The organism is Pseudomonadota bacterium (genome assembly GCA_038533575.1).
Classification (GTDB): Bacteria; Pseudomonadota; Alphaproteobacteria; order Rhodobacterales; family Rhodobacteraceae; genus Shimia_B.
Map to the genome: position 1 here is coordinate 32,263 of JBCAYL010000004.1, position 13,001 is coordinate 45,263.

Annotated in this window: 16 protein-coding genes; 4 read left to right on the top strand and 12 right to left on the bottom strand. The window is 66.9% G+C overall.

The window, feature by feature from the left end:
• Window positions 1-25: 25 nt before the first annotated feature.
• Complete coding sequence (locus AAFM92_15410) at window positions 26-832, top strand: amino acid ABC transporter ATP-binding protein (GenBank protein ID MEL7301765.1); 807 nt, start codon at window positions 26-28, stop codon at window positions 830-832.
• A 32-nt stretch (window positions 833-864) separates the two neighbouring features.
• On the opposite strand, the gene AAFM92_15415 is transcribed toward AAFM92_15410, so the two are convergent.
• The 3 genes from AAFM92_15415 to argB form a co-directional block, all read right to left on the bottom strand.
• A complete protein-coding gene (locus AAFM92_15415; GenBank protein ID MEL7301766.1) occupies window positions 865-1,350 on the bottom strand; it encodes a histidine phosphatase family protein in 486 nt (161 codons plus the stop codon).
• Complete coding sequence (locus AAFM92_15420; protein MEL7301767.1) at window positions 1,347-1,982, bottom strand: ferredoxin; 636 nt, start codon at window positions 1,980-1,982, stop codon at window positions 1,347-1,349. Before AAFM92_15420 ends, AAFM92_15415 begins: the two co-directional genes overlap by 4 nt.
• A gap of 65 nt (window positions 1,983-2,047) precedes the next feature.
• Complete coding sequence (argB, locus tag AAFM92_15425; protein MEL7301768.1) at window positions 2,048-2,914, bottom strand: acetylglutamate kinase; 867 nt, start codon at window positions 2,912-2,914, stop codon at window positions 2,048-2,050.
• 68 nt (window positions 2,915-2,982) lie between these two features.
• On the opposite strand from argB, the gene AAFM92_15430 reads away from it, so the two are divergent.
• Entirely contained in the window at window positions 2,983-3,717 is a 735-nt protein-coding gene (locus tag AAFM92_15430) for an SDR family oxidoreductase (protein MEL7301769.1), read from the top strand.
• 48 nt (window positions 3,718-3,765) lie between these two features.
• On the opposite strand, the gene yihA is transcribed toward AAFM92_15430, so the two are convergent.
• From yihA to ttcA, 5 genes are all read right to left on the bottom strand, one after another.
• Window positions 3,766-4,413 carry a ribosome biogenesis GTP-binding protein YihA/YsxC gene (gene yihA / locus AAFM92_15435; protein MEL7301770.1) on the bottom strand — a complete coding sequence of 216 codons (648 nt, stop codon included), beginning with the start codon at window positions 4,411-4,413 and terminating at the stop codon, window positions 3,766-3,768.
• The gene (locus tag AAFM92_15440) at window positions 4,410-5,168 is read right to left on the bottom strand and encodes an MOSC N-terminal beta barrel domain-containing protein (GenBank protein MEL7301771.1); all 759 of its coding nucleotides are present in this window, start codon (window positions 5,166-5,168) and stop codon (window positions 4,410-4,412) included. The genes yihA and AAFM92_15440 overlap by 4 nt, the downstream gene beginning before the upstream one ends.
• Window positions 5,169-7,010 (bottom strand): membrane protein insertase YidC, encoded by a 1,842-nt coding sequence (gene yidC / locus AAFM92_15445; GenBank protein ID MEL7301772.1) that lies wholly within the window; start codon window positions 7,008-7,010, stop codon window positions 5,169-5,171.
• Window positions 7,011-7,302: 292 nt separating this feature from the next.
• Window positions 7,303-8,865, bottom strand: coding sequence for a bifunctional diguanylate cyclase/phosphodiesterase (locus AAFM92_15450; protein MEL7301773.1), 1,563 nt, complete (start codon window positions 8,863-8,865; stop codon window positions 7,303-7,305).
• Window positions 8,866-8,987: 122 nt separating this feature from the next.
• Window positions 8,988-9,815, bottom strand: coding sequence for a tRNA 2-thiocytidine(32) synthetase TtcA (gene ttcA / locus AAFM92_15455; protein MEL7301774.1), 828 nt, complete (start codon window positions 9,813-9,815; stop codon window positions 8,988-8,990).
• A 61-nt stretch (window positions 9,816-9,876) separates the two neighbouring features.
• On the opposite strand from ttcA, the gene AAFM92_15460 reads away from it, so the two are divergent.
• Entirely contained in the window at window positions 9,877-10,413 is a 537-nt protein-coding gene (locus AAFM92_15460; GenBank protein ID MEL7301775.1) for a DUF3833 domain-containing protein, read from the top strand.
• A 43-nt stretch (window positions 10,414-10,456) separates the two neighbouring features.
• Here the strand turns inward: AAFM92_15460 and AAFM92_15465 are convergent, their stop codons facing one another.
• The 4 genes from AAFM92_15465 to rpmH form a co-directional block, all read right to left on the bottom strand.
• Entirely contained in the window at window positions 10,457-10,675 is a 219-nt protein-coding gene (locus AAFM92_15465) for a hypothetical protein (protein MEL7301776.1), read from the bottom strand.
• Between the two features lie 306 nt (window positions 10,676-10,981).
• Window positions 10,982-11,206, bottom strand: coding sequence for a membrane protein insertion efficiency factor YidD (gene yidD / locus AAFM92_15470; GenBank protein ID MEL7301777.1), 225 nt, complete (start codon window positions 11,204-11,206; stop codon window positions 10,982-10,984).
• 103 nt (window positions 11,207-11,309) lie between these two features.
• Entirely contained in the window at window positions 11,310-11,672 is a 363-nt protein-coding gene (gene rnpA, locus AAFM92_15475) for a ribonuclease P protein component (protein ID MEL7301778.1), read from the bottom strand.
• Window positions 11,673-11,725: 53 nt separating this feature from the next.
• Complete coding sequence (gene rpmH, locus AAFM92_15480; GenBank protein ID MEL7301779.1) at window positions 11,726-11,860, bottom strand: 50S ribosomal protein L34; 135 nt, start codon at window positions 11,858-11,860, stop codon at window positions 11,726-11,728.
• Between the two features lie 363 nt (window positions 11,861-12,223).
• On the opposite strand from rpmH, the gene AAFM92_15485 reads away from it, so the two are divergent.
• Complete coding sequence (locus AAFM92_15485; GenBank protein MEL7301780.1) at window positions 12,224-12,967, top strand: TVP38/TMEM64 family protein; 744 nt, start codon at window positions 12,224-12,226, stop codon at window positions 12,965-12,967.
• Window positions 12,968-13,001 lie beyond the last annotated feature (34 nt).

Genomic DNA, 13,001 nt, shown 5'->3' on the forward strand with positions numbered 1-13,001 from the left:
CGCGCCAGGGCACAGGGAGTACAACATGGCTGAAGCTCAAACAGACCCGCTCGCAATGGAGACCTCGGTGGACACGTCCAAGATGAAGGTGTCCGACGAGGTGGCGATCTCGATCCAGAACATGAACAAGTGGTATGGCGCGTTCCACGTCCTGAGGGACATCGACCTCACCGTCTACCAGGGCGAGCGGATCGTGATCTGCGGGCCGTCGGGCTCTGGTAAGTCGACGCTCATCCGCTGCATCAACGCGCTCGAGGAGCACCAGCAGGGCTCGATCACGGTGGACGGGACGATCCTCTCCTCGGACCTCAAGAACATCGACAAGATCCGCTCCGAGGTCGGCATGTGCTTCCAGCACTTCAACCTCTTTCCGCACCTCACCATCCTCGAGAACTGCACGCTCGCGCCGATCTGGGTCCGCAAGACCCCGAAGAAGCAAGCCGAAGAGACAGCGATGCACTTCCTCGAGAAGGTGAAGATCCCTGACCAGGCCAACAAGTATCCGGGCCAGCTCTCCGGTGGTCAGCAGCAGCGCGTGGCCATCGCCCGCTCGCTGTGCATGCGGCCTCGGATCATGCTCTTTGACGAGCCCACCTCCGCCCTCGACCCCGAGATGATCAAGGAGGTGCTCGACACCATGATCGAGCTCGCCGAGGAGGGCATGACGATGCTCTGCGTGACCCACGAGATGGGCTTTGCGCGGCAGGTCGCCAACCGCGTGATCTTTATGGATGCCGGTCAGATCGTGGAGCAGAACGAGCCGGAAGAGTTCTTCGGCAACCCGCAATCGGACCGGACGAAACTCTTCCTGAGCCAGATCCTCGGGCACTGAGCCAAGGGGCCCTCAGAGGCCCTTTTGTGATGTCAGGTGAGATCGCGCGGGACGGTGAAGGCCCGCACGGTGGCGCGTCCGGCCGAGAGCTGTGGCCACTCCCCATCGTAATCGGCCACGAGCGTCGCCCCCGTCGGATATGCGTCGAAGCGCGCGTGACTGGGCGGCGCGGCGAGGATCTCGCTGGCAAAGGCCGCGATGCCGGGATTGTGGCCCAGGACCATCACGCAGCGTCCGGACGCGTTTCGAAACGCGTCGAGATACACCCCGGGCGCGGCATGGTAGAGTTCCCGCACGTAGCGCACCTCTGCCTCGAGCCCGAGACCGGCCCAGGTCTCCGCCGTTCGAACAGCGGTGGAACAGAGCACGAGGTCAGGCTGGAAGCCACCGAAGCGCAGCCATTCGCCGAGCGCCTGCGCGGAGCGTCTGCCGCGGGCGTTGAGTGGCCGCTCGATGTCGCGGGCGCCCGGGTCCGACCAGCTCGATTTCGCGTGCCGCATGATGATGAGGGTCTTCATGAGAGGAACGCGGCCATGTGAAAGCGCGCTTGCGCGGGCGGCTGGCCGAGAGAGGCCGGGCAGGCCCGGCGCACGAGGCAGCCGGCCTGCCGGCAGGCGCAATCTGGAGTGTCGCGGAGGTACTCCCTGCACCGCGCCACGTCATAGCCTCCGCCGCCCATGGCCCCGGCGGGGCAGGCCGTGAGGCAGGGCCGCGTGCAGCTCTCGCATGGCGACGTTCCCGCGCGGAATGCGATGTCGAAGGGAAGCGCGAGCGCGCCTCTGTAGGACGTGTCGAGCCCCATGCTTTCACTCACATGAAGCGCCACGGGCGATGGCCACGCCGCCCCGCTGCGACGCGCCCAGGCGAGGAACGGGCCCGGCGTCGGACCGAAGGGGAAATGCGCCACGGCGCCGAAGTCTTCGGCCAGTGCGCTGAGGATGCGCGCGCTCCAGCGGTCGAGCGGGTCGCGTGCGCCGCCCCGGTATTCAGGACTCTTAGAAAAGTGGCCCCAGAAGCCGGGACCAGGGCTCACGAGGGCGAGGGCCGCGGCATCGATGCGATCGTCCGGCGTGGGCCGAAAGCCGCCGGTCACGCGTAGCCCGTGCCGCGCGAGCGCGGCGTCGAGCTGGTCCTTGCCGTTGCGTGTCATCCATGCCCTCCCCGCCCGAAGCCTAGGCGCAGGCGGGGCTGGCGGGCAAGCGCGGCTTGCCGTGGTCAATCCGCGCGGATGAGGGTGCCTGCGCCGTGGTCGGTGAAGAGCTCGAGGAGGCAGGCCTGCGGGGCGCGTCCATCGAGAATGACGGCTGCCCTCACCCCGCCTTCGAGCGCGGCGATGCAGGTCTCGGTCTTGGGGATCATGCCGCCCGCGATGGTGCCCTCTGCGATCATGGTGCGGATCTGAGAGGTCTTGAGGTCCGTCAGGACCGTGTCATCAGCGCCCTTCACGCCTGCCACGTCGGTCAGAAGCAGCAGACGATCGGCCGCGAGGGCCGCGGCAATGGCGCCCGCGGCGGTGTCGCCGTTGATGTTCATCGTCTCGCCGCCACGGCCCGCGCCGAGCGGCGCGATGACGGGGATCATGTCCCCCTCGAAGAGCGTGGTGAGAAGCGAGGTGTCGATCTCGGAGGGCTCGCCAACGAGGCCAAGCTCCGGCGCGGCGGTGTCGCAGGTGATGAGCCGTGCATCCTTGCCCGAAAGCCCCACCGCGCGCCCGCCCTGGGCCGCGATGGCCTGCACGATACGCTTGTTCACGAGGCCTGAAAGCACCATCTCCACCACTTCCACGGTGGCGGCATCGGTGACGCGCTTGCCTCCGACGAAGGTGCTCTCCACGCCGAGTTTGGCGAGCATCTCGTTGATCATGGGACCGCCGCCATGGACGATGACCGGGTTCACGCCGACCTGCTGCATGAGCACCACGTCGCGGGCGAAGCTCGCCATGGCCTCGTCGGAGCCCATGGCGTGGCCGCCGAGCTTGATGACGACGATGGCCTCGTCATAGCGCTGCAGATAGGGGAGCGCTTGCGAAAGCGTCCGGGCGGTGGCGATCCAGTCTCTGTTCATGTCATCACGCTGCTTCATGGCGCGCGTGTCCTAGCGTTCCGGCCAGCCGTTGCCAACCATGGTGTTTTGGATGACACTTCGACACCATGCCCGATCGTCAGAAAACCCTGCTGCTCACCGGCGCGAGCCGTGGGATCGGCCACGCCACGGTGAAGCGGTTCTCGGCGGAGGGCTGGCGCGTCCTGACCTGCTCGCGCATGGCCTTTGATCCGCGCTGCCCCTGGCCCGGCGGAGAGGAAAACCACATCCAGGTGGACCTCGCGGACCCGAACCAGACGATCGAGGCCATCGAGGAGGTCCGCGGAAAGGTCGACGGAAAACTCGACGCGCTCGTCAACAACGCGGGCATCTCGCCCAAGGGCGAGGACGGCGCGCGGCTCACCACGCTCAATACCGACCTGCGCACGTGGGGCCATGTGTTCCACGTGAATTTCTTTGCCTCGGTCGTCCTCGCGCGCGGGCTCCAGGAGGAATTGGCGGCCACGAAGGGCGCGGTGGTCAATGTCACCTCCATCGCAGGCGCACGGGTGCACCCCTTCGCAGGCGCGGCCTACGCGACCTCCAAAGCGGCGCTCGCCGCACTCACCCGCGAAATGGCCCATGATTTCGGGCCGCTCGGTGTGCGCGTGAATGCCATCGCGCCCGGGGAGGTGGAGACATCGATCCTGTCGCCGGGGACCGAGAAGATTGTGGAGCGCCTGCCGCTCCGGCGCCTCGGACAGCCATCGGAGGTCGCCGATGTCATCTGGTTTCTCTGCACCGATGCCTCGAGCTACGTCACGGGGACCGAAATCGAGGTGAACGCGGGTCAGCACGTCTGAGCGCGGAAAGGCTCTTTCGAAGGGGCTGGAGGCGCGCGTTAGCGACTTTCAGGCAAGCGTGGCGATGATCGCGCGCAGGGTGTCGAGGCCCTCGCCCTTCTCCGACGAGGTGAGCACGAGCTTCGGAAAGGCCGCCGGATGCTTGGAGAGCTTTTCGCGCACCTGCGCCAGCACCGTCTCTGTCTGGCTGGCCTTGTTCTTGTCGGCCTTCGTCAGCACCACCTGGAATGTCACTGCCGCGCTGTCGAGGAGGGCCATGATCTCCGCGTCCACGGGCTTTACACCGTGGCGGGCATCGATGAGCACGAAGGCGCGGCGCAGGTTAACCCGACCCTGGAGGTAGGATTTGAGCAGCCGCTGCCATTTTTCCACCACGGCCACCGGCGCGTTGGCAAAGCCGTAGCCCGGCAGGTCCACGAGGTAGCGGCCTTCGAGCGAGAAGAAGTTGATCTCCTGCGTGCGCCCGGGCGTGTTGGAAGCCCGTGCGAGGCCCTTCTGGCCGGTCAGCGCATTGATGAGGGAGCTTTTGCCCACGTTCGAGCGCCCGGCAAAGCAGACCTCCACCCGGTCGCCGGGCGGCAGGCCATCCATGGCGACGACGCCTTTCACGAACTCCGTGGGCCGCGCAAAGAGCTTTCGCCCCGCCTCGCGCGTGGCCGCGTCTTCGAGCTCCGCCAGCGGGAAGGGCAGGCTCACCCGATCACCTCGAGCCCGTCGCCCACGGCCACGGGGCCGGGCGAGACCACGCGGGCGAAGACGCCGAAATCGATGTGACCCCAGCCCTCGCGCAGCGCGCCGAGCGTGTCGGTGTCGCGCCGTCCTGTTTCCGGGTCCACTTCCGTGGCGCGGCAGCGGTCGATGCGGTCCTCGACCACAAGCTCCGCGCCGCCGAGGCGGAGCCTTTTGCCCACCCATTCGAATTCTTCCCAGGGCCCGGTACCGTCCACCCAGAGATTGCCGCGAAAGCGGAGGGGCGAGAGGGAGCGGCCAGCCCGCTGCCCGAGGGCGCGCAGCGAGGATAGGCCGAGGAGGCTCAGATAGGGCGCGGGATTGTCGGTCATGCCCTGGCCCTCCGCGGCCGCGCGCGCGCGTACGACGCGTGCGGGTTTCCGCGCCTCGGGCCCCATGGCGCGCGCGATCCACGCCACGATGGCCGGGCCGTCCCGGTCTGGATGGGCGGTGAGATCTTCGAGCTCGGGATGGCTCAGCGTGATTTCTTCGCGCGCCTCATCGAGGCGGGATGTCACGGCCATGAGGGTCGGCACATGCGCCCCGCGGGAGAATTTCCCGCAGCGCTCCCAGGTGCTGCCATCGGCGTCGGAGTGTTCATGCGCCACCGCCCAGACCCTGTCCCAGGGCAGGGTGGCATCGGCGGCGAGCGCTACTTCGCTCAGGCTTTCGGACCCGTGCGCCTTGATCGGGTGCCGAAAGATGTGCGCCAGCGTGGCCACTTACTTCTCTTCGCCTTTCGCCGCCTTGCGGAAGCTCGCGCGGATATTGCCGAAGACGTCGGGCTTCACCCCCTGGCTGCGCATGATGAGATATTGCTGCGCGAAGGTGATGAGGTTGTTGGCGATCCAGTAGACGATCAGGCCCGAGGCGAAGGTGCCCAGCATGAACATGAAGACCCAGGGCATCCAGGCGAAGATCATGGCCTGCGTAGGGTCGGTCGGCGCCGGATTGAGCTTCTGCTGGAGCCACATCGAGATGCCGAGGATGAGCGGCAGGATCCCGATGAAGATGAGCGCCACGATCGAGCCGGGCTCGGGGCCCGCGAACGGCAGGAGACCGTAGAGATTCATGATCGAGGTGGGGTCGGGCGCGGAGAGATCCTGGAAAACGCCGAACCATTCCGCATGGCGGAGTTCCAGCGTCACGAAGATCACCTTGTAAAGCGAGAAGAAGATCGGGATCTGCAAGAGGATCGGCAGGCAGCCCGCGGCCGGGTTCACCTTGTTCTTCTTGTAGAGCTCCATCATCCCTTTCTGGAGCTTCTCGCGATCATCGCCCGCCGCTTCCTTGAGCTTCTCCATCTCGGGCTGGAGCTCCTTCATTTTGGCCATGGACGCGTAGGAGCGGTAGGCCAGCGGGAAGAGGACCGCCTTGATCACGAGGGTCAGCGCGATGATGGCCCAGCCCATGTTGCCGATGAGGGCGTTGAGCCAGTGGAGCAGGGCGAAGATCGGCTTCGTCAGGAAGAAGAACCAGCCCCAATCGATGGAATCGAGGAAGCGGTCGATGCCGGCTTCGCGCTCGTAGCCGCGAATGGCCTCCCATTCCTTGGCGCCGGCGAAGAATTGCGCGCTGGCGTCCAGCGTGCCGCCCGCAGCGAGGTCGCGCGTGGGGTAGAGCGTGAGCGCCTGCATGATGCCCGTATTTTCCGACATTTGCGCCGTGGAGGTGAAGGCGGTGCCCGGCGCGGGGACGAGGGTCGTCATCCAGTAATGGTCTGTGAAGCCGATCCAGCCGTTTTCCTGCACGCGCATGGTGCGAGAGGAGGCGCGATTGTCTTCCCCGGCCTCGAGGTCGACGATGTCGTCGTAATTCACCTCGCCGAGCTCGCCGTCGGTCATCCGGATGAGGCCTTCATGGAGGATGAAGAAGCCCATCAGATCATCGGGGATGCCGTGACGGCGGATGAGGCCGTAGGGCGCGAGGCGCACGGTGGCGTCTGTGGGGTTGGTGACGTTCTGCTCGACGGTAAACATGTAATCGGCGTCCACCGAGATCGTCTTGGAGAAGACGAGGCCCGCGGGGCTCTCCCAGGTGAGCGTGACGGGCGTGTCGACGGTGAGCGTCTGGTTGCCATCAGCCTGCCAGAGCGTCTCCGGCCCGGGGACGTCGCTCGCCTCGAGCCCGGTGCCATGGGCCCAGCCATGGGCGGCGTAATAGGCATCATCGGCGTTTTCGGGGGAGAGCAGCGTCACGATCGGGGCGTCGTCGTCGAGGCTTTCCCGGTAGTCGCGCAGGCGAAGATCGTCGATACGCCCGCCAAGCAGCGAGACTGAGCCTTCGAGGCGCGCGGTGTCGATGGTGAGGCGCGGCGCGGCGTCGAGGGCGGCGGCGCGAGCCTCTTCACTCGTCACCACGGAGCCGGGCGTCGCCGGGGCGTCAGAGCTTTCGCCGGCGACAATGGGGGCCGTGCCATCGGTGGTGGTCGTTTGGCTTGCCGTGGTGCTCGGCGCGGTGGCCGGCTCCTGCGGGGGCTCGGGCGCGAAGAAGGCCATCCACACCAGCAGGACAAGGAAGCTCAGTCCCGTCGCCAGAAGAAGGTTCTTGTTTTGCTCGTCCATGGGGTCCGGTTCATCCCTGCTCGTGTCGCGTGCTTTGAAAGCATGTAGTCGCGCAGAGGGCGCGTCTAAAGCCGCAAAAGGGTCGCGTCGTTCAACAGTGAGGGGCTCACGAGGTCAAGCAGAAACCCCGCTGGCAGGGGCCCCGCAGCGCGCCGCGGACCGCCTGATGCGCCAGGAGGCACAGGCTGCCGCGGCGCATCTCGCGCGGCCATGGTGTGAGTTTCCGGGCTTTTTTCTTGGGAGGGAGACGCGGGTCGCGAGGGCCGCGCCGCGGCCGGGGCAGCGGAGTGTGTCAGATGGCTGCGCGGCGCGCGGCGGTGTTGGCGCCCGCGAGTTTCTGCTCGTGGCGGTCCATCCAACTCAACGTGTCCGAAAATGGCATGGGCCGCGCGATGCCGTAGCCCTGCACATGCCCGCAGCCGAGCTGCGAGAGGACGGCGTGCTCGCCCATGTTTTCCACCCCCTCAGCCAGGGTCTCGAGCCCGAGCCGCTCCGCCATCATGAGGATCGCGGCGATCATGCGTTGCTGCTCGGGGTCCTCGTCCACCTTCATCACGAAGGAACGGTCTATCTTGATCCGGTTCACCGAGAAGCGGCGGATCGAGGAGATCGAGGCGTGACCGGTACCGAAATCGTCGAGGTCGATCATGCAGCCGAGCTCGGCCAGGGCCGCGATGTTGCGGGTGACGACATCGTCGTCGGAATTGGCCACCACGCTTTCGAGGACCTCGATGGACAGGCGGCCCGGCTCGATCTCGAAGCGGTCGAGCTCCCATTTGACTTTCTCAACGAGTTTCGGGTTTCGGAGCTCGTCGGGCGAGAAATTGACCCCCACGGAGGGCACGCGGATCTCGGCCTTGTCCCAATCCTTGAGCGCGGTGAGCGCGTGGTAGAGCATGGCTTCCCCGAGCCGTTCCATCAGCCCGGCCTGCTCGATGGCTGGCAGGAACTCCGCCGGCGAGACGAGGCCGCGCTCGGCATGCTTCCAGCGGGCCAGCGCCTCGAACCCGGTCACGCGCCCCGTCTCGGTGGAGACCTGCGGCTGGAACCAAGGGTGGATGTCGCCGGAATCGAGCGCCGCGGCGGCCTCCTCGATGAGCGAATGCCGCGCCTCGATGCGAGCGCGCATTTCGGGCGTGAAGGCACGGATGGCCGAGGGGCCGTTGCGCCGCGCCTCCACCATGGCGGCGAGGGCGGCGTCGAGCATGGCCGTGCCCGTCTCGCCGGGGCTGCGCGAGGAGAGGCAGAAACCAATGGAGGACGTGATATAGACGGTGGAGGCATCCACCGACACCGGCACCTCGATGGCCTGTTGCAGACGGCCCGCAAGTTGGATGGCGAGCTCCAGGTCGCATTTGCGCGAGGGCGGCATGGCCACTGCGAAGGTCGCGGGATCCACCCGCGAGATGATGTCGTAGTCCCGCAGGCTGTCGGCGATGCGCTCGGCCGTCTTGCTCAGGATCGCCTCCCCGGCCTTGCGGCCGTAGCGCTCTTCCAGTGTCTTGAAATCGTCGATCTCCACCGCGAGGCAGATCGAGGTGTGTCCGGCCTGGGCGCTGGGCCCGATGGAGGATTGGAGCACGTCGGTGAGCGCGTCGCGGCTATTGATGTCGCTGAGCATGTCCTCCCCGCCTGCGGGATAGGAGGGGGCGATCACGCGGATGCCGAGGAGCGCCACCACGAGCGGCACCGCGAGTGCCGCGGCGATGAGCGCCTGCTCCCCGCCCAGCCAGTAGCTCGCCAGGGATATGGCCGGGAGAAAGGCCAGCGCCTGCGGCCCGGTGAGTAGGGTGGGCAACGCGCCTCCGACGCGCCTCATCCGACCCGTGATGCCCTCGCTGCGGCGCGCGACCATGCTGCCCTCTCCCTCTGATACGCGCGAAACGATCGGCAGCACTCGCCGACTCCCGCGTGGGGCGACTGTCGCCGCGTCAGGTTAACAAATCGTGCGCGAGCGCGGATTTGGGCCCGCGGCGCTCAGGTCCGGCGGGCGAGGCTCTCGAAATCGAAGAGCGCGGGGTCGAGCAGGTGGGAGGGCCGCGTATTCATGAGCGCGCGAAACATCTTCTGTCGCCGCCCTGGATGGTTCGCCTCCCAGCCGTCGATCAACGCCTTGACCTGCTGGCGTTGCAGCCCGTCCTGGGAGCCGCAGAGATCGCAGGGGATGATCGGATACTGCATCGCCTTGGAGAATGCCTCGCAATCGGCCTCGGCCACGTGGGCGAGGGGCCGGTAGACGAAGAGATCACCCTCCTCGTTGAGAAGCTTCGGCGGCATCGTGGCGAGGCGCGAGCCGTGAAAGAGGTTCATGAAGAACGTCTCGAGAATGTCGTCGCGGTGATGGCCGAGCACGACCGCCGAACACCCTTCCTCGCGCGCGATGCGGTAGAGATTGCCGCGCCGGAGCCGAGAGCAAAGCGCGCAATAGGTGCGCCCGGCGGGGACCTTGTCCATGACGATGGAATAGGTGTCCTGGTATTCGATCCGGTGCGGCACGCCCATCTTCTCGAGGAACTCCGGCAGCACCGTCGCCGGGAAGCCCGGCTGCCCCTGGTCGAGATTGCAGGCCAGGATGTCCACCGGCAGAAGCCCGCGCCATTGCAGCTCCGTGAGGGCGGCCAGCAGCGTGTAGCTGTCCTTGCCGCCGGAGAGGCAGACAAGCCAGCGCGCGCCGCGTTCCACCATCCCGTACTGCTCGATCGCCTCGCGCGTGTCGCGCACGATCCGCTTCCGGAGCTTCTTGAACTCCGTGGTCTTCGGGGCCCCGTGAAAGAGCGCGTGGATCTCGTTGGCGTCGTCGAGCATGTCATCGCTATGCCAGAGCGCGCTGCGCAATCCAATGGGGCGCGCGCTGCGTAAGAGGGACATGCGATACATCCTCCTCTGCGCCGCCGTCCTCCTCGCTGCCTGCACCGGCAAGCCGAGCCTCGATGATCCCAAGCTCTCGGACCGGGAGCTCAATCTCGAGGAGTTCTTCGACGGGCGGCTCGTGGCCTATGGCCAGTTCCAGGATGTCTTCGGGACGGTGCGGCGGCGCTTCGAGGTCGTCATCGAGGGGAGCTGGGATGGCGAGACGCTCACCCTGGTGGAAGATTTCGTCTATGAGGACGGCGCCACAGAGCAGCGCATCTGGTCACTCGTGAAGACGGGGCCCGAAACATGGGAAGGCACCGCGCCGGGCGTCGAGGGTGTGGCCACGGGCGAGGAGCGCGGTGACGTCTTCAACTGGCGTTATACGATCGACCTGCCGATCCCGGCCGCGGACGGCTCCGTGGAGACGCTGACGGTGAGCTTCGACGACTGGATGTGGCTCCTGAGCGAGGACCGGCTCCTCAACATCGCCTACATGAAGCGTTTCGGCGTCGATATCGGCGCGGTGACGATCACCTTCGAGAAGGAGTGAGGCTCCGCACCGCGCCCTCGGGGCCGGGCGCGGAGCCATGGACCTACCGCATCAGATCCGGCGGCCGCGGCGGCGGCTCGCGGGCCGGGAGGCCCACATCCCGCCGGAGATGGTTCGGCAGCTGATCTGCCGGGAGGATGCGCGGCACCCGGACGCGGCGGCGCCGGGTGGCCAGGAGCGCGCGCAGCACGGCCCAGGGGCCGTTTGCTTTGATGGCGGCCTCGAGGAGGGCGGCAGGAGAGAGATCTTCCAAACGTGTCATGGCAATGCCCGCCCACGGGACACGGGGCGGTTCCTTTTTGCAAATGGGAATGGTGGCGGGAGCAGGGGCCTGCGCGCTACCGGTTCCGATGGTGGGTGAAGGGCCCCTCGACGCTGGCAATCGCTTCAGCGGGAGAGGCGGGGGCGGATCCTAGGTGCAGCGCACGCCGGGATTACGCCAGGACGGGCTCGCGCCGCGGAGGAGAAATGCAAATTTTGTCATGGTCGCCTCCTTTCGTGCTGGCGTGGCCGTGGGGAGGCAGTAGCAGCCCCCCGCCAGTCGACCAAGACATTTCTGCGGTCCGGGCTATTTCGGCGGAACGTTGTCGATCCCGGAGCCGCCCCAGGGGTGGCAGCGCGCGATGCGCTTCATCGCCAGCCAGCTGCCTTTGATCGCGCCATGAGTCTCGAGCGCCTCGAGGGCATAGGCCGAACACGTGGGATGAAACCGGCATTCGAGCCCGAGCCACGGCGAGAGCACGAGGCGGTAGAAGCGGATGGGAAGCGCGATGAGCGCAGCGAGCGGCGACATCTCCCCATGATATCCCCTCGCCACGGCGCTGCAATGGCGCCTCGAGCGCAGAAGAGTTTTCGCAAAACTCTTTCCAAGGCTTTTCGCAAAAGCCTTTTGGCGCTCAGCTCGGCGGGTTGTGCAGCGTGGCGAGGGCGCGGCGCAGATCATTAAGCAGCGCCGGCCAGGGACGGGCATCGGTCCGCCCGCTCAGACCGATGAGCACGTAGTCCCATCCCGGCTGTCCCGCCTCAGGCAGGACCGCGCGCGCGGCCTCGCGCAGGCGGCGCTTGGCGCGGTTGCGCGCCACGGCGTTGCCGACCTTCTTGGAACAGGTGAAGCCGACGCGGATCGCGGCGCCCTCCTCGGGCGCTTCGCCTGCGCCGCGGGCGCGTCCCTGGATCACGAAGCTCGGGCTCCGCGTGTGTCGCGCCTTCGCCGCGCGCAGGAAGTCCGCGCGTTGCTTGAGAGTCCGGATGTCAGACATGACAAAGGCCCCGCATCCGCAGGGCCTCCATGACGCCGCCGAGGCGTGTCGGATCAGGCGCTGAGCGACTTCCGGCCGCGCGCGCGGCGGGCGTTGAGCACCTTGCGGCCGGCCTTCGTGGCCATGCGGGCGCGGAAGCCGTGGCGGCGCTTGCGCACCAGGTTCGAGGGTTGAAACGTCCGCTTCATCTCTTCGTCTCCGTTGGCAGGCTGCGCCGCGCAAGGCACCAGAGCTGGCACCCCGGGTGCAGCCGGGTAGCTGAAGCCCGCGCAATAGCGTCAAGCCGGAGGCCTGTCAAACGGATGTCGCCGGGCCCGGCGGCCGCCTTTTGCAACAAACCGCATGGCAAGGGCGACGGTGGGCCGTGATTCCTGTAACATTCGGAGGGAGGGGGTCAACGGCCCGTGAGAGGGGTAGGTTTCTCAGCCGCATTAACGCACTTCAGTCTCAACAGACGCATACCAAGGCATACCCAGCCGACCAACGAACCCACCCGATCACACCCCCTCCCGGCGCCCGACCCGCGCCTCGCATCCGAAAAGGCCCCGACCATGACCGACACGACCCACACAGACGCCGCGGCGCCCAAGTCCAAGCTCAAGCGCTTCGCCCCCCTCGCCATCATCGCCATCGTCGCCGTGCTCGGCGTGACCTTCCTCGGAGAGTATCTCAGCTTCGAGACACTGCGCGACAACCGCGAGGCGCTGCTCGCCTTCCGGGACGAGAATTTCTTCCTGCTCACGCTGATCTTCATCCTGGCCTACGCGGCCATCATCGCCTTTGCCCTGCCGGGCGCGGCCATCGCCTCCATCACCGGCGGCTTTCTCTTCGCGCTCTTCCCGGGCACCCTCTTCAACATGATCGCGGCCACGCTCGGCGCGACGGCGACCTTCATGGCCGCGCGCTACGGCTTCGGCGAGGCCGCCGAAAAGAAGCTGGCCGAATCGAAGGGCGTCATGGGCCGCATCAAGGCGGGCATCGACGAGAACCAGTGGGAGACGCTCTTCCTCGTGCGCCTCCTGCCGATCTTCCCCTTCTTCGTGTCCAACCTCGCGCTCTCCGTCGTGGGCGTGCCGCTCTGGAAATACGTCGTCGGCACGTTCTTCGGCATCCTGCCGGGCGCGGTGGTCTACACCTCCATCGGCGCGGGGCTCTCTGATGTCTTCGCCCGCGGTGAAACGCCCGATCTCGGCATCATCTTCACCTGGCCCATCCTCGGGCCGCTCCTCGGGCTCGCGGCGCTCGCCGTCCTCCCGATCATCGTGAAGGCCGTGCGCGGCAAGAAATCCCTCTGAGCCGCGGGCCACGTCCACCGCCATTCCCTTGAAA

What these genes read in the sequence shown, in the direction of transcription:
- AAFM92_15450 (MEL7301773.1), bottom strand. Translation starts at nt 8,865, where the DNA reads ATGGTCGCGCGCCGCAGCGAGGGCATCACGGGTCGGATGAGGCGCGTC.
- AAFM92_15420 (MEL7301767.1), bottom strand. Translation starts at nt 1,982, where the DNA reads ATGACACGCAACGGCAAGGACCAGCTCGACGCCGCGCTCGCGCGGCAC.
- yidD (MEL7301777.1), bottom strand. Translation starts at nt 11,206, where the DNA reads ATGTCGCCGCTCGCTGCGCTCATCGCGCTTCCCATCCGCTTCTACCGC.
- AAFM92_15430 (MEL7301769.1), top strand. Translation starts at nt 2,983, where the DNA reads ATGCCCGATCGTCAGAAAACCCTGCTGCTCACCGGCGCGAGCCGTGGG.
- yidC (MEL7301772.1), bottom strand. Translation starts at nt 7,010, where the DNA reads ATGGACGAGCAAAACAAGAACCTTCTTCTGGCGACGGGACTGAGCTTC.
- rpmH (MEL7301779.1), bottom strand. Translation starts at nt 11,860, where the DNA reads ATGAAGCGGACGTTTCAACCCTCGAACCTGGTGCGCAAGCGCCGCCAC.
- AAFM92_15460 (MEL7301775.1), top strand. Translation starts at nt 9,877, where the DNA reads ATGCGATACATCCTCCTCTGCGCCGCCGTCCTCCTCGCTGCCTGCACC.
- ttcA (MEL7301774.1), bottom strand. Translation starts at nt 9,815, where the DNA reads ATGCTCGACGACGCCAACGAGATCCACGCGCTCTTTCACGGGGCCCCG.
- AAFM92_15415 (MEL7301766.1), bottom strand. Translation starts at nt 1,350, where the DNA reads ATGAAGACCCTCATCATCATGCGGCACGCGAAATCGAGCTGGTCGGAC.
- AAFM92_15410 (MEL7301765.1), top strand. Translation starts at nt 26, where the DNA reads ATGGCTGAAGCTCAAACAGACCCGCTCGCAATGGAGACCTCGGTGGAC.
- AAFM92_15485 (MEL7301780.1), top strand. Translation starts at nt 12,224, where the DNA reads ATGACCGACACGACCCACACAGACGCCGCGGCGCCCAAGTCCAAGCTC.
- argB (MEL7301768.1), bottom strand. Translation starts at nt 2,914, where the DNA reads ATGAAGCAGCGTGATGACATGAACAGAGACTGGATCGCCACCGCCCGG.
- rnpA (MEL7301778.1), bottom strand. Translation starts at nt 11,672, where the DNA reads ATGTCTGACATCCGGACTCTCAAGCAACGCGCGGACTTCCTGCGCGCG.
- AAFM92_15465 (MEL7301776.1), bottom strand. Translation starts at nt 10,675, where the DNA reads ATGACACGTTTGGAAGATCTCTCTCCTGCCGCCCTCCTCGAGGCCGCC.